A 19,005-nucleotide genomic window follows, 5' to 3' on the forward strand; every position below is an offset into this window, starting at 1 on the left:
CCTCAGAGCGTCCGCGACCGTTGGCATCACAAAGCCGGATTGATCACTTCAGCTTGGCAAGCCTTGCCGCCGCGTCGCCGTCGACACCACCAGGCAACTTACCGAAGACGTCCTCGATGATCTCCCGAGAGTTCGCTTCAGCCGTCTCGGTCAAATGCAAGTAGATCATCGTTGTTTGCAAGGATGAGTGGCCGAGATACTTTTGGATGACTTTCAAACTCACGCCTGCTTCAAGCAGGTGCGTCGCATACCCGGTGGATACGGCATTCATGTGCTGATGGACGAGGGCGCGGTGCGGTTTATTCCCGAAGAGACCGACGGCGGGGAACAATGACATGCACGAGAGCACGGCTTGCGCGATTTCACAAATGGAAAATCAACTCTCCGTGCCCCGTGATGTCCGACGCTCATCGACTCTCAACCGCGCCGTCGACTTTGCTGATTGGCTGCGATGGCGGAAGTTGCTCGGTCGGATTGTTGCTCGATCGATTCGCTGGCGTGATGTGTGCGCGGACCAATGGTTGCGTGGGCGATTTGTTGGCGTGACGGTTGCTCGGTCGGATGCGAGCGTGTTCTACCAACTGCACGTTTACTTGCCCCTGTTCGTTCAAGCACGACTGCATTCACAGTTGGTTCGGATGCAGCGGAATTGCTCGGTCGATGGGCACGCCGAACCAGCGCGGCAAAACTTGCTCGGTCATCCCAACTCCACTACACTGAGTCTCACGCTCGGCACGTCGCCGAACATCCGCTGAATGCCCCATCGCCGCGATGAACGATGCGATGCACCCCAGCGGCGAAAATTGTTCGCTCGAAGTTCAACTCGCCCGTCGCCGCGAGGTGATCGCTAGCGTTCGTCGAGAGAACTGAAATTGCGAGTCGTCTTACGAAACCCAAACGCAGAAGACGGACGTGATTTTCGTCACTCCCTAACGGTAGGACGGGAATACGAAGTTCTCGGAATTGAAGCTGACGATTTACGCCTTCTGAACGACAAAAATGAACCGATACTATATGACGCAATCTGCTTTGACACTTCTGCCGCTGAGGAACCCACATTTTGGGTGTCGACTCTTGGTGATGAAGGTGAACGGTACGCTGGGCCTCGTGAATGGTCTAGTCCTCGGTACTTTGAAGATTGGCACGACGGAGCAATTGAAGTAGTCGCCAACTTTTGGGAGGACCTGGAGCGGTTATATCCGTGGACCGCAAATACTCGACGAACCAAGCGTTGAACGCGAGCGGGCGATCACGCCGGTCTTGAAGTCATAGTCCAACGCGCCCGCCGCGTTAACGCCGCCGTTATCCCACTCAAATTCTCGAGACGACATGCATGCAACGCACTCTTGAAATCACCGATGCAAACTTCGAGGCGGTCGTGGTGAGCTCGCCGCTTCCGACGGTCGTCGAGTTCTACGCGGCTTGGTGCGGCCCATCACAGGCCACGCAGCCAGAGACCGTTCACCACGCATCCCAGAATCACGACTGTCGCATAGGACGATTAGACGTTGATAAGAATCCACTGTGCGTCAAGCGACTGGGTATTTCTTCGATCCCAGCCGTGAGGTTCTTCTCGGGCGCAGATTCAACTGGCGAACTCAATACGCTCTGACACCCACTAGCCCAAGCTTAGCCATGGATCTACGATACAAAACGCTTCCGATTGACCAACTGATTGACGTCCCCAGCAAGCTCAAACCAGAGCGGTCGGCCATCGTTGCCGGGCTACTCGACGATGCATTGAATCGTATGGCTGCTGACGGCTGGAGGTTTTGCTCGACCTATCGGGGCGCTGGCCAAACTCTATTTATCTTCGAGTTCTTGCCCTCTAGCTCAAACAATGCAACGGAATAACCAATAAGGATTTGACTTCGCGGCGAGGCGTGGTTTGAGTTCGAATCTTTTTCTTGGCTGGTCCGTAAGTCGCTGCCCGAAGCCAGTGCCACTAGCCGAAGCTCAAGTTCTCTGTTCAAGAAGCCCGGTTGGATTCCCCACGCGGCCTATCGCCTGTATGGTTTTTGCTTTCGTGCTTGGCGCTCCGGTGCGGAGGGTGGTACCTATGCGAGATCGAATGCGTGGATTGATTGGGTGCTTTCGCGCCAAAACGAGCGAAGTCACCACGCGGTTTAGCCGCCTCAAGCACACTGTTCGTGTTTTTTGACGCGTTTGACTGCCGCTTAGACGTACCTTCATCGTTCGCCCTCCCGAAGACGTTTCGTGTTCATTGATGGGTGGGAGTCGCTTCACCTTTCCTTACCCGCTATCGAAGTACGTCAAGCCACGCTCGATCTGGATGCCCATCGAATCAAGGCTCTGATAAGTCACCTCGACCACTCGCATCTCCCCGCCGCACTCGGTGCACTGCATCGGTGCGGTCAGATTTTTCGGCTGCGGCGCATAGCCGCTGCCGAGCCAGAACGTCCAGCCAAGCATGATCCACACCAACCACTTCACTTCGTCGATCGAGATCTTGCTGTTCGCACTCATCCATCCGTAGTGGCGGATCTTCATGAAGCCCGTCGGCAACACGTGCTGCAAGAAACTCTCAACGAACGCTTCGCCTGGCACCGCCTTGGCCTGCGTCCGATTCCCCTTGCGGCGGATTCGGTAAGTCACCCTCTCGTCATCTACGGCCACCATGCGACTGTCATTGATCGCAACACGGTAGACATACGGTGCAAGGTACTTCAGTGTCGGCACTGCGTGCCCGATCGCCTGAATGTCAACAACAAACTTCTTCGTCCAAGCGACACGGTCGACTTGTGCATACAGGCCCGCATCGCGAAGTTCGTCGGCCAACTTGGCTTTGAACACACGCACAAGCGTGCCGTGATGAAATAGGAAGTTCTTCGGCGTGCTCTGCCATGATTCGGCCTGACCGTGTCGATCCAACTTCACTCCGCCGCCGGGAACGACGTAGTGAATATGCGGATGATAGACGGCCGGATCACGACCCCACGTGTGCAGCACGCCGAAGAATCCGAGTTGGCAGCCAATATCGACCGTGGTGGTATCGCGATGACTAGCAAAGGGACACGATTGATCTTAGTGGGTTGTCTGAACTGCGTTCTCTCAATGACGAGATCGCCGTTTCGGTGCTGCGCCGGAGTCAGGAACGAAGGCCAAAACCGTGCGGAAACGATACCAAGCAAAGCACAACAGTCGCGACAACTTGCACTTGAGCAATCCAGGGCCGTAGAATTAGGGTTGGTTGTGAGCGAGCCGCCGGATTGAATCCGCATGCGTTTCTTCCGGGGTGGCGATCACGATCGACAAAGTTCAACGCACGATCTATCCGAAAGTCAGGCGGCCGGCTCAACTAGCAAGTTGAGCTTTTTTAACGCCTGACCATCGGATAAATCGCATTTCGTTATCCGACTGAATTAGCTTTCACTCGCGGCATTCTTGCCGACGCCCCACTACCCGGCTAGAATGCTCATAAGGAGACAACAATGGACATTTACACCGACACAATTCGCGATTTGCCTGCAGTCGACCGGCTTCTTCTAGTCGAACGCATTTGGAGTGATCTGACGCGACCAAATACGGAACTGCCAATCTCGCGGGAGATACTTGAACACGCGAAAGCTCGCCGAGACGCGATGGTTGTCGACCCAACGCTAGGCAAGACACACGAACAAGTCTGGGATCGTGTCGAAGCTTGGCGAAATGCCTAGGACACCAAGATACCATCCTAACTTTGACGCCGATGTCGTTGGCGGGGCTGAGTGGTACGCAAAAAGCAGCCAGTCTCTCGCGTTGGACTTCACTCAAAAAGTGCAAGACGCCACCAAGTCCTTGCTTGCGGACCCAGAGCGTCGATCCGCGTTTGAGCATGGGCTCCGATACTGGCCAGTTGTTCGGTTCCCGCACGTAATTCTCTACGACTTGACAGAGGCCGAAGTTCTCCTGATCGGTGTGTATCATCCATCGCAAGAACCGAACCAATGGCTTGCACGACGCGGATAACCAATTAGGATTTGACTTCGCGGCGAGGCGTTGTTTGAGTTCGATTCTTTTTCTTGGCTTGTCCGTAAGTCGCTGCCCGAAGCCAGTGCCACCAGCCGAAACTCAAGTCCTCTGTTCAAGAAGCCCGGTTGGATTTCCCACGCGGCCTATCGCCTGTATGGTTTTTGCTTCCGTGCTTGGTACTCCGGTGCGGATGGTGGTACCTATTCGAGATCGAATGCGTAACAGGGCGGAATACTAGGGACGGAAGGCGGAATACTAGGGACAGAGCATTGTTTCAAGGGTTGACTATTCCGCGTACGCGGAGAACATTTCCGATAGCGATTTTGACTCCGATTGTTTGCCCCGAGCTTACTGCGGTGCTGCCGTGGTTCGTTTGGCCCGACGTGAAAAGTCTGATCCCTCATGTTTGCACTCGCCCCCCATGTTTGCACTCGCCCCCCATGTTTGCACTCGCCCCCCATGTTTGCACTCGCACAGTTCGCAAAAACCAAACAGCACCATCGGGGGCTCTGTTTCTTCCAAAAAGTGCTCTGCCCCTCGATGGATCCTCCCCTCGATGGCTCCTGTACCGCGATAGAATCCCAACGCGGCGATAACCATCACAGGATTCGTCACCGCGTCCACTACGTTAGTAGCCTTATTTCGATACGTCGGACTCATCGACCGTGACGAGTTCTTCCATTCCACCGTCGCCGGGGTGGAAGCGGGCGGCGAAGAAATCGGCGACGATGTGTTTGCCCATGAACGAGCGGGGTTTCCGTCCGGAAAGTGAGCGGTAGATCACCCAATGTTCACTGCCTGCTTGGACGCGGAATCCCGCCGCCACCTCACGACCTACTGTTTGCAAGTTGTCCGCAATCGTTAACGTTCGCCAAGTGCTCGGCCGGCCGAATCGCCGAGGCTGAAAATCCATCCAGATCGGCGAGTAGATCGCGCCGACGCCGCGAGTTTCCACGACCAGATGTCGATCATCCGAGACTGAAACTTTCGCGTCGGACGGTCCGACGTGCCATTCGCTTGCGGCCAACGGCAATACTTTGCATCGCGGCTTGGATCGCTGCGTCAAGACGAACTCACGAACCTCATCATCTGAGACCACTTCGATCTCGCCCGCCAAAGGTAACCGGCTAATGCAAACCAACTCCGGCGCATGGATTGGTTCCGAAGCGACGTGATCGGACGCCGCTTTTTTGGATTCCGCTGAACCATCCGGTTTCGCCGGCAAGACTGCGTCGGACACCATCACGCAGCGGTCTTCGCGAACGACCATCCACTGTCGTTGCAAAACGACTCCATTGGTAAAAGGTTGTTCCATTTCAATCATGTGAACGTCGTCGTCGCTGTATTCGCACGTGACTTCCCATGGGCCCTTGGGGTGCGCGGCGTTGCCGTCGACTTGGACCATTGTTTGATGAACGCCTGCGAAGACCGACGATCGTCCGCCGACGATTTCGACACGCATGTCTTCGCCCGAGTAGTCGATGAAAGATCGACCGCGGCGGACGTCCCATTCGGGCAACATCACGACCAGTTTGCCTTCCTCGGCGTGCCACATCGCCTCGGGTAGGGAAACTTCCCACGCCAACCGGCCGCCCGAATGACTTTGTCCCAGCGACGCGGCGATGGCGGGAACCAACGTGTCGACGTCAAAGCAACTGGCCGCTCGCATCAGTCCGCCGAGTAAATCGACCGAGTTATTGGCGAGTTTGTTTTTCGATGATTTGGCCCGTTTCTTGGTGTGCTTCTTGCCTCCCGCTTGGATGGACTTGGGCGGTTTGACGTCCCACTTCACATCTCGGCCGGTCGTTGGTGTGAAGACCTGCGACCCGTCTTGCCGGTTCAATGCGGCCATCCAGGTGGCGAACTCGGCGGCGATTTCGAGGTATCGTTTTTTGAACTTGCGTTTGCTCACGATCGGAAACAATCGCTCACATCGTACTAACGAGGCGACGACCAATCGTAGATCTTGCGGTCGGGTCAAGACGCGGTCGATGCTGTCGCCTTCGCCTTCCAGGAATGTCGAGACCGCGTCCAAGGATGCCTGTCGGATTCGTCCGCATGACGGCAGCGTCGGTAATCGCCATGCGAGCGTGATGCCCAGCTCGCCGGCGAGCAACAGGTAGTTCGCCGATCTCGGTTCCGCTTCCAGGGCGGCCTCGGCCCGGTACTGTTGCAGATGCGAGAGCAGTTGCCACCAGATTTCCTGGGGCAGCAGCCGAGTCAGCGGAACCATCGCGGATGCCCAAAGGATCGCTTCGAGGGCTGTGCTGAGATCGGTCTTGGCGACCGGTGTCGTCTTGAGGAACGCGGCGACCCGCTGAATCAGCTCGTCCGCATCAAGTGGCTCGATCGTGGTCTCCGCATCACTCGGATGTGTCGCCAAGCGGGACAGTTGCCGTTGCCACGAAGAGATCGTTTCGGAGGTTTTTTCAGATTCGTCGTCATCGTGCGTTTTCGCCGCGACGGTGAGGCCGAACAGATAACAGGCTTCGGGAGTGGCCCCGAATCCGAACACTTCGGAGGTAAAGACTGCATCGGAGGAGTATTTCGATGATGTCGTGAAAAGCTGCGTTTGAAGTTTTTCCCAAGCTTCCGCGTCGAGCGGTCCGACAAACGCGGGCGGATTCGACGCATCAATTGGCAACGCCTTTTTTGAAATTCGCCGACGACGGGGAGGAGCAGTTTTTGTCACGGTGATGGACCGATCGGCCGGTTGCTGGAATACTGGAAGAGAACAAAAGAAAGTGCAACGCAGTCTAACCGCCCCACCGGACCAAGGAAGACGTCATGACAGTCGAATTTGCCCGCCGCAGCCGCAAAATGGTGGAGCCATCCCGCGACGACGACGGTTGCGGTTCCTTTTGGACTTTAGGAAACCGTGTAAGCTCGGTTTTTCTCGTGTTTGCGGGGGTGGTCTGTGTCGGGTTTCCTGGCTGTCGGCCTCAAACGGCCCCGCCGTCGGCATCTTCAGCGACTCGTTCGGAAGTAATAACTCCCGCAGAACCGGCCGCCAAGTTACCCGAATCGAACGCCCCCGCAGTCGAAACCGCGAATGAACCAGCGCCGGAAGAGCCCAATCCGACGAAACCCGTGCCGGCCAAACCCGCACCGATGACGCCCGCACCGATCAAGCCGGAGTCGAGCGAACCAGCGGCAGCGATGGCACCGGCACCCGCCATTGAACCGGCACCCGCCATTGTGCCGGCGACATCCGCCGAACAGGGCAAACCGCTTACCCAGGCCGAACTGGACGAGGAGTACGTTCCCGATCCGGAGATCATGGCGGAACTCGAAGCCCAAGCCAAAGCTCTGCGGCGACTCGCCGATACGTATGGACCGCCCGCCGGTGGCACGCAATTGGGGGTTCAACCGGACTTGTGGGTCGATATGAAAGCGAAACGGATTTACATCGACGGTTATGTCACGATGCGTCGTGGGCCACTGGAAATGTTGGCATGTCCGGTCGGCACCAAAGAACACGAATCCGTCATCGCCGTGTTTGCCAAAAGCAGTGAGGTCCACGCGGCGTTGTTGGCGATCGGTGCCGAAAGTGGCACGACCGCCCGATGGGACCCCGAGTTCAAACCGCCGACCGGCCAGACCGTGGCTGTTTGGGTGATGCATCGCAACGAAAAGGAAGCAGCGCCGAGCGACGAGACCGAAGTCTCCGCTCAAGACAACCGTACCCGCTATCGACCGTTTGTACCCGGCGATCAATTCAATGTCGTCGACGCGCGGCGATGGGTTCGCAATGTCGAAACGAAGGAAGAACTCGCTGAACCGTGGGTGTTCGCCGGAAGTGAGTTTTGGACCGACCCGGATGAAAAGGTCGAACATTATTCAGCCAACGCGGGTGACATGATTTGCGTTTCGAATTTCTCGACGGCGATGATGGACGTTCCTTTCGCCAGCAGCGCTGATGCGGGCAACACATTGTTCGAACCTTTCACCGAACGGATCCCCGAACAGGGCACGCCGGTGCGGTTGGTACTCGTCCCACTACCAAGCGAAGCCGACAAAACCGAACGCTCGATCGCCCCCGAACAACCGCCCGAAGTCGACATGCTACCCCTTGGCGATCATTCCCCAGAAGACGATGCGAAAGGTGCTGATTCGAAGGAAGCCGAACCACCGGTCAAAACGGACGATTCGGGTTCATGAGCGAGGTGGTTTGGCCTCAGGTCTTACTCGTCGGTGCGGGCGTGGTGGGGCGGTCAATTGCGCTGGATCATCTGCTCGCAGGGATCCCGGTATGGATGGCCGATCGAGACGCCGACATGTTATCGCGGTCGTGCGATTGGGTGTTGCAACGCAGTGAATCGACGGCCGAGTCGGCACCGCCCTGGGGTGCCAAGGTGGACTTGCCGATCGTACTGATCCGGCCGAACGATCACGATCCTTCGTTCGGTCCGGAGGTTCCCCGATGGCTATTGATCGAATCGATCGCCGAGCGACTCGATGTTAAGCAAGCGTTCTTTGCCGATGCGGAAGGTTGGTTCGAGCGATCACCGATCCTGACGACGAACACATCGACACTCTCGATCGAAAAGATCGCGTCGACGATGCAACATCCCGAGCGGCTGTGCGGATTGCATTTCTTCATGCCGGTCGTTGATCGTCACGCCGCCGAAATCATTTCGAGTCCGGCGACCGATCCTGAAGTGGTCGCGGCGTGTTGTCGTCATGCCGAGCGATTGGCGAAGCGGCCGCTGTTGGTCCGCGATGGCCCAGGGTTCGTCGTCAATCGCATGTTGTCGTCTTATCTGAATTTGGCGATGTGGTTGTTATGCGGGGGAGTGGACGAGGACGTCATCGGCCGAGCCGCGATCGGCTACGGAATGCCGATCTCGCCCTTGGAACTGATCGATCTGATCGGCCCACGAACGGCGTTCGACGGCGGTAGGACGGTTTGGCAAGCGTTCCCGACTCGCATGGATCCGTCGCCGCTGTTGCCCGCATTGGTCAAACGAAAACTCACCGGCGTCCAAGGAGGTCGGGGCTTTTATACGTACAGTTTACAAGCGAGTGATTCGTCGCATCCGCATCGCGAAGGTCAAGGGATTACCGCCGAGGCGAGTGAATTGGTTGAGCGTTACCGACATCATGATTTTAATGTTGGCATGTTGAATGCGGACGAATTGATCGCGCTCGTTGCGGAACTATTCGCTGCGACGATGCATTGGGAAGCCGCCGCGATTGTTCGTGACGGAATCGCCGATTCGGAGACGATCGGCTTGGCGATGCGAGAAGGACTCGCGTGGCGACGCGGTCGTGATCTGTCATCCCAAACGGCATCGCCCGAGAGCGTTTTGTCCCCGGAAACATTGCAACGGATTGCGGCTGATTATCCCCTCATCCGATCTGTTCAACCGATCCCCCGGTCATGCTCATGAATATCCGTTGGTCACTGATTTTGTTTTTTTTAGTTTGGTCGAGCCCGTCGGCTTGGCCTCAATCCGGGAACGAATCGACTGAAGGGCAAACCGCCCGAGAGAGTGAAAATGATGAAGAGGCCACGTTGGACGGATGCGACGGTCGCGATCTTTCGGTGCGGACTTTTGATCCGGTATCGCAACTGAAGGTTGAATCGACCGACTTGCAGCACGCTCAAATGCCGGTCGTCGATGTTCACACGCACTTCTTTTATCGGACGCGTCACAACCGCGATGCGCTCGACGATTTTGTCGAAGTGATGAACCGAAACAACATCGCCGTTTGCGCATCGTTGGACGGAAAACTCGGCAGCCAACTCGACGAGCATATCGAGTACTTATGGGATCGATACCGAGATCGTTTTGTGATCTATACGAACGTCGATTGGCGAGGTGACGGTGCCAACGATGAGCCGGCAACTTGGGCGTGCCATCGTCCGGGATTTGCCGAGCGAACGGCCGAAGCGATTCGCAACGCGGTGAAGCGAGGCGTTTCGGGCTTGAAAATCTTCAAGCAATTCGGACTCGGCTATCGTAACCCCGACGGTAGCTTGATCGAGATCGATGATCGGCGATGGGATCCGATCTGGGCGGTGTGTGGCGAAGTCGGCATTCCGGTGATCATTCACACCGCCGATCCGGCCGCATTCTTCGAACCGATTGATGCCAGGAACGAACGATGGGAGGAGTTGTCACGCCATCCCGACTGGAGCTTTTACGGCGACGAGTATCCGTCGCGACTCGAACTATTGAACGCCCGCAACCGCGTCATCGCTCGCCACCCAAAAACCACCTTCATCGGGGCCCATATCGCCAACAACCCTGAAGATTTGGGAACCGTCAGCGAGTGGCTCGATCGGTACCCGAATCTAGTCATTGAACCGGCATCACGGATCAGCGAATTGGGGCGGCAGCCGTTCACGGCCCGCAAGTTTCTGATTCGCTACGCCGACCGCATTATGTTCGGAACCGATGGGCCTCAACCTGAAAGCCGACTGCGACTGTATTGGCGATTTTTCGAAACCGACGACGAGTACTTTCCCTACAGCGAAAAGTCGCCGCCGCCGCAAGGACTGTGGAACATCTATGGTGTCGATCTGCCCGACGATGTGTTACGAAAAATTTATTTCGAGAACGCTGCGCGGATCATTCCGGGAGTTCGCGAACGATTGTCCAACCTCTCCAAACTGGTTCCCAAGCCCCCGCCCACTTGATAGGCCACAAGTCCTCATGGATTGCTCCCCTGCCAGCTCGTCTGGCAGGAAGCCGAGGTTGGCAAGCTAGACACGAGCCGCAATTCGCACAACCTTCCGATTTTCACTGGTGCTCGCCGCTTGAAGCGGCGAGCACTAGTGAAAATCGGAAGGTTGGGAGGGCATCGTTGTCTAGCTGGCGAACCTAATTCACCCACGAGACGAGCTCGTGGGGGTCAAAAACGATGTGACCTATCAAGAGGGCTCCCGCCAGGAAACCCACTGCAACGCAGGCTCCCGCCTGGTGATTAGCTGCGGAACCTGGATCGGGAGGCGGGAGCCTCCAAGACAGTACGTTCCCAGGCGGTAGCCTGGGAACGAGAGTGGCATCATTGTTCGGCGAGTTCGCCGGGATGGTCGTCACCGAGACGATCATGCACATACAGCATTTGAATGCCCACCATCGCCACGACAACCAATGGCGCGGCCATCATGATGCCGATGATGCCGGCCCACACACCCATGATCAGTTGCGATGCGATGGTTAAAACGGGTGGCAACGAGACTTCATGCTTCTGTATCATCGGAGTGATCAGATAGCTTTCGACCATCTGCAAGGCGACGTTGAAGACCAAAACATAAATCACCGTCTGAGTTCCCAGGTTCACCGCCAACAACATTTGAGGAATTGCCGCTAAAAGGGGCCCGATGTTGGGGATGAATGTCAAGAACGCCGCTAAGACTCCCAACGAGAACGCTAACGGAACGCCAAGAATCCACAGGGCGATCGCGGTCGCGATGCCGACGACGGCCATGGACATGAATCGTCCCATCAACCATTGCCCTAGAGCTGTTCGAGTTTGCTTAAGCACCTCGCTATAGCGAGAACGGTTCCGCTTGGATGTCATTTTGACGAGTCCATTGCGGTACAAGTCGGGATCATAAGCCGCGTATAAACCGACGAAGAAAATCACAAACGCACCAGTGATGCCCCAGCCGACCATTTGCAAACCTTGAAACATCTTGGGCAAGACCGAACCGGTCGATTCCAGGATTCGTTGTCGCAGGTCCTCGATGCTTGGGAAATTGCGATTGGCCCAATCGATTTGGCTGATCTTTTGATCGGTGGTTTGGATGGATTGTTGAAGTTGAGACGTAAAATCATCTACCCTTTGTCCGATCTGGGAGCCCATGTAATAGGTGCCGCCGACGATCAAAAGAATTAGCAATGTCACCACGATGAGATAGCTGGCTCGATAACTGATCGGCGTATGGCGTGTCGGCCAAACGCTCAGCGCGTGCAAAAAAACACCAAAGAGCAACCCGGCGAACAGCAAAAGGGCGACGCTTAGAGTGGTTACAAACAAATCCGCGACGGCGAGTGAGATGCCGATTAACAAAACGGCCAAAAGAGTGATTTGGCGGGTTGAGAGCAATGTGGTGAGTGTTCGGCGATGCGTGTCAAGTCGATTCATGGCACTGGCCTGCGTGCGTGTAAGGGAACGAGGCCATACGTTGCAATTCACGTTCCCTTCGTCTGGTGACGGGCTCGTCGCCGCCTTAAGGATCCCGGAACTTTACGATTAGTTCGAAGACGCAGGCGTAGTCATCATCGTTCGCCTGTTATTCAACATCAAATCGTCAATGTCCACGACCGCATCGGTCTTGGCTTGACTAATGAAACCAACCCAATCGAGGGAATGCCATTGGTCGTTAACATTCGGTAAGTCGGCAAACGTATGTGGAGATTGACCTGCGATCGTAACGCTGACATTCCAAACCCCAGCGTTCTCGCCTAACGCGGCGGTGACGTCGATCTCGATCCACTGATCGCTGGGCAGTTCCATTAAATGGCGTTTGGGCGTTCTTAAATTCCCTTTTTCAAACCACAGACTCGGCCCCGCCCTGTACGGCTGCGCCGAATCCCGCCATTCATGTTGAAAGACCGCGTCCTCGCTTAACCGCACGGCGAATTTGCATCGGGATGTACCTTCCTTGTAGTTGGGTGAAAGCGTGAGCATCGGGTAGTAGGATTGGCTTTGGCCTGGCGCGTCGGTCAATCGTAGAACGCGTGAGCCGCTGCGGGCATGAGGAACGTCGATCACATCAATACCGCCGAATCGATCATCGACGCTTGTTCCGGCGTTGACGGGGAGTTCGCCGAGTTCAAAGTCTTCGTGCAATTCAAGCGGTGGCGGTGAGGGCGGCTGATCCATGGGCGGCATCGGCAAAGTCTTTGCTCGTCGGACCCAGGTCTCATCACCGTAGACTCCCGACTTGGACGAATCGAAGGGCTGGAAGCCGATCCGCTCGATCGCGCTGGTATCGCGGAGGCGGAAGTCACCTTTTTGCGGATCGATAAAGCCAGGCTCGGCGACGACCGATTCGCCGCTTTGGTCGGCCTTAGACAAGTCCACTTCGCCGCCCGGACGCCAGTAAAGATTCTTCCGCACACGAACGTTCTTGTCGCCCCATTGACCATGAAAAAGCTCACCACTGTCGTAGTAAACGATGTTCTGTTCGAACATGAACGAGAGGTGGTCTTCGACTCGACTGCGCCGTACTTGGTACTCACGTCCCAGTGCAAAGATATTGTTGCGAATCAGGTTATTGCGACCGTAGTGTTGGTGATATCCGCCGGACTTGGTGCGATAAACCAGATTGTTCTCCAGCAGTATGTCCGTGCTTCCCTCGTCGTTGTAGAGGCCCCAGCCGCCGTATCCCCATGAGTCAATGTCATGAATGACGTTGCCGCTGAGCACGGTTCCGGGGGAAGGACCGAGTGTGTAGATGCCTCCCATGTCGCTCAGGTAACCCTGGCCCAGGTGATGAATGTGGTTGAATTGAATTCGATTGTTGTTCGCCAAACTTTCGGCGTATCCCCAGCGCCATCCGACCGAGATCCCGGTGTAATAGAAATCCGCGATCTCATTGTGCGTCACGCTGTTATGACCACTTTGTCCGATCCAAACTCCGACAGCACACGGAAAGACGTGACCGCCGTTGTAAATGATGTTGTTGTCAATGGTGATCTGGCTGGTTCGTTCGGGTTCATTTGACGCGATGCCGGTTTCACCGATCCGAACCCCGCCAGCGCCCAGATCGTGAATGAAGCAACGCTCGACGCGCCCATCGCGGCATCCCTTGCGAAACCAGATCCCGTATCCACCGGTGTGACCGATTTCACAGTCTTTGAAAACGATGCCTTCCGCACCGTCGATTTGAATCGTCGCCTCGATCGGTGATGCCGCTTGGGAAGGTTCGAATCCTCCCGGCGGTGAGATCCAACCGCAGTTGCGAAACGCGAGTCCTCGAAATTGCAGATTCTCAACAGAGTCTTCCTTCGCCGCGTTACCTTGAATGACGAGCACCTTATCGCTTATTGGCGCGATCACCTCGGCGTCGTTGATGGACTCACCGTCTCGGGGCTGATAGCTCAACAGGCCAGATGGATCGAGGAACCATTCGCCTGGTTGATCCAGTGCGGCACGATAATTTTCAAGTTGGTAGCCGGTATTGTGAGTCAATGGGTTCCATGACTTCATCGGTCCGCCGGTGACAACGATCCTCCCCGCCGCTGCGTCGACGCTATCAAGATAGCGACGGGTGGTGTCCCACTTGTGAAAGGCGACCAACTGGATCCGGTTGATTTGCTCGGGCGACAATCGCTCGAGTCCCGACAATTCGTCCGGTCGTACGATGAGAGTCTGTCGAGCTCGGCCGTTTTCTCCGAGTCGATCCTCTTTGACCCTCATGAGATAGTGAAAGAAACGATCCGGTTCGCGAGCCCGAATGGCACGGCGTCCGTTAACCCATAGCTGTTCGAAATGCCAGTCGCTTGGAAGTTGCGTCGTCCAGACGCCGTCCTGGGCTTGGGTCCAGGTTGTTGCGATGCGTCGTCCGCCCGAGATCACCGGACGGGTACCGGGTTCGGCTTCATAAATCACGTTGCCGTCGCGCGGTTCGAAAAAGATCGGTTCACTCAGTTCGTAGCGACCCTGGGCGACGACCACGCGGTACGACTCAGTTGAACGCTCCGCACGTTGTTGGCGAATCGCATCACGGGCATCACCAAGCGTTCGAATCGGGCCGTCGGGCGAGACCCGGACGATGGTTTCTGCACCGAGCATCGTGGGCAAGGCAAGGACGGTCAAGAAGAGAGAGATTTTGATCTTGAACATTTCAAACGTCCTCGCGTGGATGGGAACTAACTTCGCCAGAACAAGAAACAGCCAGCCTGAAAGTCTTGGCGAGTTCGGGATCGTCGGCGAGATTGACCATTTCATAGGGATCTTCCTCCGTCCGATAGAGCTGTTCGGCGGGCCGGAGCATGTTCTCTGGCCAGATGTCAGCGTCTTGGCAAGGAACCGAACTCGGTTCCCAGCCACAGTGTCGTCTCTCTCATTTCACGAGTCAAATCCCGGCGTCAATCGGTACCACGCCCAAAAGGTTAGTTTCAAATGGCAAAAAATCGAAAATCACGGCGCAAGCAGCATGTATCGGCTCGCAACGAGTAAATCGTTCAAAATCATCTTTTCTAGACAGGCTACCATCGCGGAGCGTTTGACTGATGAACCCCTGGCAAAACACACTCACAGTCGATCACACTGGGCGATCACCACTTGAACAATCACAAAACGACCACGCAATCAGAGGGACTCGGCGGTGATTACACTTTCCAACACAGATGTTCGACTTCCTTTCAAAGACCTTCATGGGCTGGCCAAGTACAGTGAATTGAACGAGATAGCTCGTGGCGGAAACGGAATTCTGTATTCCGCTTTCGACCAGATTGCCGGGCGGATGGTCGCCATCAAAACGCTGTGGCCGGGTTACCGCTTCGAACGCTCGGCTCGACGTCGGTTCTTGCGAGAGGCCCGAGTGACGGCGCAGATCGAACACCCCGGCACCGTGCCGGTTTATGAAATCGGTGACGATAACGAATTCGGGATCTACTACGCCATGAAGCGAATCTCTGGAGAGAACTTTCATGCGGTGCTGCGGAGGATTGGGAAAGGTGACCACGAAACCCTCGAGGTGTTTCCGCTGCGACGTCGGATCGAGATCGTGACCTCGACGTGTCGGACTCTATCATTCGCTCACGCACTCGGGGTCATTCATCGCGACGTGAAGCCTGAAAATATCTGGGTCGGAAACTTTGGCGAAGTGACGCTGCTGGATTGGGGAACGGCAAAAGTTTGGGGAGAACCCAACTTCGATGATGGCCGACATCATACGACTCCGGTGCGTCCGCAACATTCGATCTCAGCACAGGTCAACAACGTTGCTGTCGATCATATCAGCAAACATATCGACGACCTGCCCACGCTTACCCCCGCGGATCAGCTACTGGGAACGCCGACCTACATGTCACCAGAACAGATCAGCAACCGTGATATAGACGAACGCAGCGACATCTTTTCGGCTGGCATTTGCCTCTACGAAGCGATGGCAGTAGCGGAACCCTTTCGCGGCAAGAATCGTGAAGAAACGTTTGAGAACATCTGCAGTCGCCGACCCGCTCCGCCGAGCGAACGTTCAACGCAGTTTTCCATTCCCCGTCGCGCTGATGAGATAGTTTTTAAAGCCATCGCAAAGCAGCCGTCCGCAAGGTATGACTCGATGAATCAGCTGATTGAAGATCTCGAAGAGCTGATTCAATCGCTCTAGAACCGCGAACAGAGCCGCATCAAGCCGGCCGGTATACGTCCCCCATGATGAACTGAAGCTCGGACGTCGCATAATCGCTAGAACGATTGGGCTTCGTCCGGTCCGGGGGTGGCGTACGCCACGTCTTTGGCGCCGATGAAGACCACGCCATTGTCGAGCATACGAACGTCAAGCGGCACAATGGTGACACCTTGTTCGTTGATCGTTTTGGCGTTGTCGCCGATGTCTTTCGTTTCGATCCCCTCGCGCGACAACGGGGGGACGTTGCCATTGAAGAAAGCGGTACACCACCAATTGCCGTTCTTGTCCTTGAACGGGGTTCCGTGTCCGAGGAACCGGCCGGCGAACTTGCGGGGACCGTAAGGGCCGGTGATTTTATCAGCGACGCTGTAATACAAATTGTAGGATCCTTTGCGTCCTTGATCGGTCGACCAAGCCGTGCCCAGATGCACGTACTTGCCGCCCACTTTGATCATCGTCGCGCCTTCGTGACCGATGCGACTGATCGGCTTTCCGTCCGGCCCCGGACGTGATCCCGATGGATCGATGCGAACGGGTTCGGCAGTGTAGGACGTCAGGTCATCGCTCAGTGGTGCGACCATCGTGTTCCCCCAAAGCAAATAACGAGTCCCATCATCATCGGTGAACAAGGAGGGGTCATGACGAGGCCCCATCGATCCCTTCATCGGGTGCGACCAGGGACCCTTCAATTCTTTGCCCGACGATAATGCGAGACTCGACACTTGCTTGGGGCAATGAACGACAGCCCAGCGATCTCCTAACCAGTGAACCTCGGGAGCCCAAATCCGACCCGCGTCTTGTTTCTTTTTGTTGTTGGCTCGCTCGTACAAATCGTCCGTTGAAAAGATCACGCCGAGCGATTCCCACTCGATCAAGTCTTGACTGCGATAGGCCCTTATCTGATCCCCGACGATGGATTCATCCCCCAGTCCGATGTTGTAGGGATTGGTTGTTTCACGCGGATCGTTTTCGTTGGGTTGTGTTCCGGTCAGATAGTAATACCCGTCAGGACCAAGCGTGATGTATGGATCTCGAATCCAACCGGCTTTGATATACAAAGCCTTGTCGTGTGATTTCAGACCTTGTCGGATTGTTTCGGCGTCCATCACCGGAGCGGGTTTGCGATCGGTCGGCACTTCGGAGAATGCGTCTTTTGAAAACTGGTCGGCCTTGGCGGCTTCTTGAGGCGTTTCGGTAAAGAGCGATTGATGTAGTTCGGCAAGCTCTTCGGCTGGGATCTTGATCACCTTGCGATCGTAGGTCATCAGTCCATTGATCTCACCTTCGACGTCGGTAGTTTGGGTGTAGACACCTGCCGCGATGCCTTGGCCACGCAACTCGTTGAGCATCTTGAGTGAAGTGACATAGCGTTCTTTGTACTCGGCTTCGTTCTTTGGCAGGCCGCCATAGCCCCAGTTGCGACGATTGGCATCCCAGAGATGGCCTTTGACCGGATAGCCGTGTCCGCCGAACTCGCCCACGACTTTGATAAAATCGTCAAACCGGCCGTTCTCGTTTAGTTCGAACGGGAAACCGGGATGCGGGTAGCGGTGCTCGTCGACCACATCACCGATCGGCCAGAAATTTCCGCCACTGGCGATGTTGATGATTCTTGACGGATCGCGTTGAACCGTCCACTTGCCGACCTCCATGGTCAGATGCTGTCCCCAGCGTTCATTGAAGGGGACCCAACTGACGATCGAAGGATGATTCTCCAGTGTATCGATCATGCGTTCTAGTTCCAGCATGAACTGCTGGTGTTGCCCGGGGGGCCAAACCGCATCGACTGGATTTGGTTTCAGGCGAGTCCACTCTGGCCAGGCGTCCTTGTTGACGCCTCCGCTGACTTGGTCTTGCCAAACCATCATGCCCAGTCGATCGCAGTGATAGTAATAACGTCGCGGCTCGACCTTGATATGTTTGCGAATCATGTTGAAGCCCGCTTTCTTCAACCACTCGATATCAAACAACATCGCTTCGTCGGACGGCGGAGTCAGCAACCCGTCCGGCCACCAGCCTTGATCGAGCGGCCCCCAATGAAAAATTGTCTCACCATTGAGGGTGAATCGCCAATCGCCATTGGCATCCTTCATTTTGCCGACGTCTCGGATGCCGGCGTAGGACTGCACCGAATCGTAAACGCGATTCTGCTGATCAATGATTGAGACGTTGACGTCGTAAAGGAACGGATTATCCGGCGTCCAAAGCTTCAGGACATCGTCCGGGATCTTGATCGTGATGCTTGATTGGTTCGTCGGGTTCGATGGGTCGCGCCAAGCGGTTCCGCTCGCGACGAGTTTCTTGCCATCACGGATGGTAACGATCAGTCCCTCGTGTGCCGAATCATTGGAACTGACTTGTACATTCAATTCGCCACTGTTTGCCCGTGGCATCAGCTTTATGTCGGTGATGTGTCGCTGGGGAAAACGTTCCAGCCAAACGGTTTGCCAAATTCCGGAAACCTGCGTGTACCAAATCCCTTTGGCGTCGAGAACTTGTTTACCGCGAAGTTGATATTCCTCGGTCGCGTCTTCGACACGTACAACCAATTCGTTTTCGCCCGCTTGCGCTTCGTCGGTGATGTCAAACGTGAACCCGCATTATTCACCAAGGACGAAATCGGTTCTGCGTTTTGAGGTTTGGCCATTGCGAAACGCAGCGAAGCGGATTGCGAGTCTGATTTTGACCGACCGCGCACAACGCCCCCCTCCCCCAGA

12 protein-coding genes and 2 pseudogenes are annotated in these 19,005 nt (G+C 55.8%); 8 read left to right on the forward strand and 6 right to left on the reverse strand.

The genetic code is table 11. From position 1 onward, the window contains the following. Window positions 1-43 precede the first annotated feature (43 nt). A complete protein-coding gene (locus Pla100_RS29395) occupies window positions 44-271 on the reverse strand; it encodes a tyrosine-type recombinase/integrase (protein WP_231603788.1) in 228 nt (75 codons plus the stop codon). A 97-nt stretch (window positions 272-368) separates the two neighbouring features. On the opposite strand from Pla100_RS29395, the gene Pla100_RS29400 reads away from it, so the two are divergent. Together Pla100_RS29400 and Pla100_RS29405 are read left to right on the forward strand one after the other, a co-directional pair. Next, a complete protein-coding gene (locus Pla100_RS29400; protein WP_146582821.1) occupies window positions 369-755 on the forward strand; it encodes a hypothetical protein in 387 nt (128 codons plus the stop codon). Between the two features lie 578 nt (window positions 756-1,333). Next, complete coding sequence (locus tag Pla100_RS29405) at window positions 1,334-1,612, forward strand: thioredoxin family protein (RefSeq protein WP_146582823.1); 279 nt, start codon at window positions 1,334-1,336, stop codon at window positions 1,610-1,612. 641 nt (window positions 1,613-2,253) lie between these two features. Here the strand turns inward: Pla100_RS29405 and Pla100_RS29410 are convergent. Beyond that, window positions 2,254-2,994, reverse strand: a pseudogene (locus tag Pla100_RS29410) (IS91 family transposase); the annotation flags it as partial. A 458-nt stretch (window positions 2,995-3,452) separates the two neighbouring features. Between Pla100_RS29410 and Pla100_RS29415 the strand changes: the two are divergent. Beyond that, on the forward strand, window positions 3,453-3,677 hold the full coding sequence (locus Pla100_RS29415) for an addiction module protein (protein WP_146582825.1): 225 nt from the start codon (window positions 3,453-3,455) through the stop codon (window positions 3,675-3,677). After that, window positions 3,670-3,969, forward strand: coding sequence for a type II toxin-antitoxin system RelE/ParE family toxin (locus Pla100_RS32550; RefSeq protein WP_390620677.1), 300 nt, complete (start codon window positions 3,670-3,672; stop codon window positions 3,967-3,969). Before Pla100_RS29415 ends, Pla100_RS32550 begins: the two co-directional genes overlap by 8 nt. 640 nt (window positions 3,970-4,609) lie before the next feature. Here the strand turns inward: Pla100_RS32550 and Pla100_RS29420 are convergent. Beyond that, on the reverse strand, window positions 4,610-6,616 hold the full coding sequence (locus tag Pla100_RS29420; protein WP_231603790.1) for a hypothetical protein: 2,007 nt from the start codon (window positions 6,614-6,616) through the stop codon (window positions 4,610-4,612). Window positions 6,617-6,759: 143 nt separating this feature from the next. Between Pla100_RS29420 and Pla100_RS31360 the strand changes: the two genes are divergently transcribed. Genes Pla100_RS31360 through Pla100_RS29435 form a run of 3 tightly spaced genes read left to right on the forward strand, consistent with a single transcriptional unit; the run spans window position 6,760 to window position 10,618 of the window. Further along, on the forward strand, window positions 6,760-8,133 hold the full coding sequence (locus tag Pla100_RS31360) for a YdjY domain-containing protein (protein ID WP_197168339.1): 1,374 nt from the start codon (window positions 6,760-6,762) through the stop codon (window positions 8,131-8,133). Beyond that, window positions 8,130-9,365 carry a 3-hydroxyacyl-CoA dehydrogenase family protein gene (locus Pla100_RS29430; protein ID WP_146582829.1) on the forward strand — a complete coding sequence of 412 codons (1,236 nt, stop codon included), beginning with the start codon at window positions 8,130-8,132 and terminating at the stop codon, window positions 9,363-9,365. The genes Pla100_RS31360 and Pla100_RS29430 overlap by 4 nt, the downstream gene beginning before the upstream one ends. Further along, window positions 9,362-10,618, forward strand: a complete 1,257-nt coding sequence (locus Pla100_RS29435) for an amidohydrolase family protein (RefSeq protein WP_146582835.1) — start codon at window positions 9,362-9,364, stop codon at window positions 10,616-10,618. The genes Pla100_RS29430 and Pla100_RS29435 overlap by 4 nt, the downstream gene beginning before the upstream one ends. 368 nt (window positions 10,619-10,986) lie before the next feature. On the opposite strand, the gene Pla100_RS29440 is transcribed toward Pla100_RS29435, so the two are convergent. Both Pla100_RS29440 and Pla100_RS29445 read right to left on the reverse strand, forming a co-directional pair. Further along, window positions 10,987-12,072, reverse strand: a complete 1,086-nt coding sequence (locus tag Pla100_RS29440) for an AI-2E family transporter (RefSeq protein ID WP_146582831.1) — start codon at window positions 12,070-12,072, stop codon at window positions 10,987-10,989. Window positions 12,073-12,180: 108 nt separating this feature from the next. Next, the gene (locus tag Pla100_RS29445) at window positions 12,181-14,883 is read right to left on the reverse strand and encodes a right-handed parallel beta-helix repeat-containing protein (RefSeq protein WP_315853506.1); all 2,703 of its coding nucleotides are present in this window, start codon (window positions 14,881-14,883) and stop codon (window positions 12,181-12,183) included. A 379-nt stretch (window positions 14,884-15,262) separates the two neighbouring features. Here Pla100_RS29445 and Pla100_RS29450 point away from each other — a divergent pair, with 379 nt between their 5' ends. Beyond that, a complete protein-coding gene (locus Pla100_RS29450; protein WP_146582833.1) occupies window positions 15,263-16,267 on the forward strand; it encodes a serine/threonine protein kinase in 1,005 nt (334 codons plus the stop codon). 77 nt (window positions 16,268-16,344) lie between these two features. Here Pla100_RS29450 and Pla100_RS32325 read toward each other — a convergent pair. Further along, a pseudogene (locus Pla100_RS32325) lies at window positions 16,345-18,882 on the reverse strand (family 43 glycosylhydrolase); the annotation flags it as partial. Window positions 18,883-19,005: the final 123 nt, after the last annotated feature.

This window comes from Neorhodopirellula pilleata (genome assembly GCF_007859915.1).
Lineage (GTDB): Bacteria > Planctomycetota > Planctomycetia > Pirellulales > Pirellulaceae > Rhodopirellula > Rhodopirellula pilleata.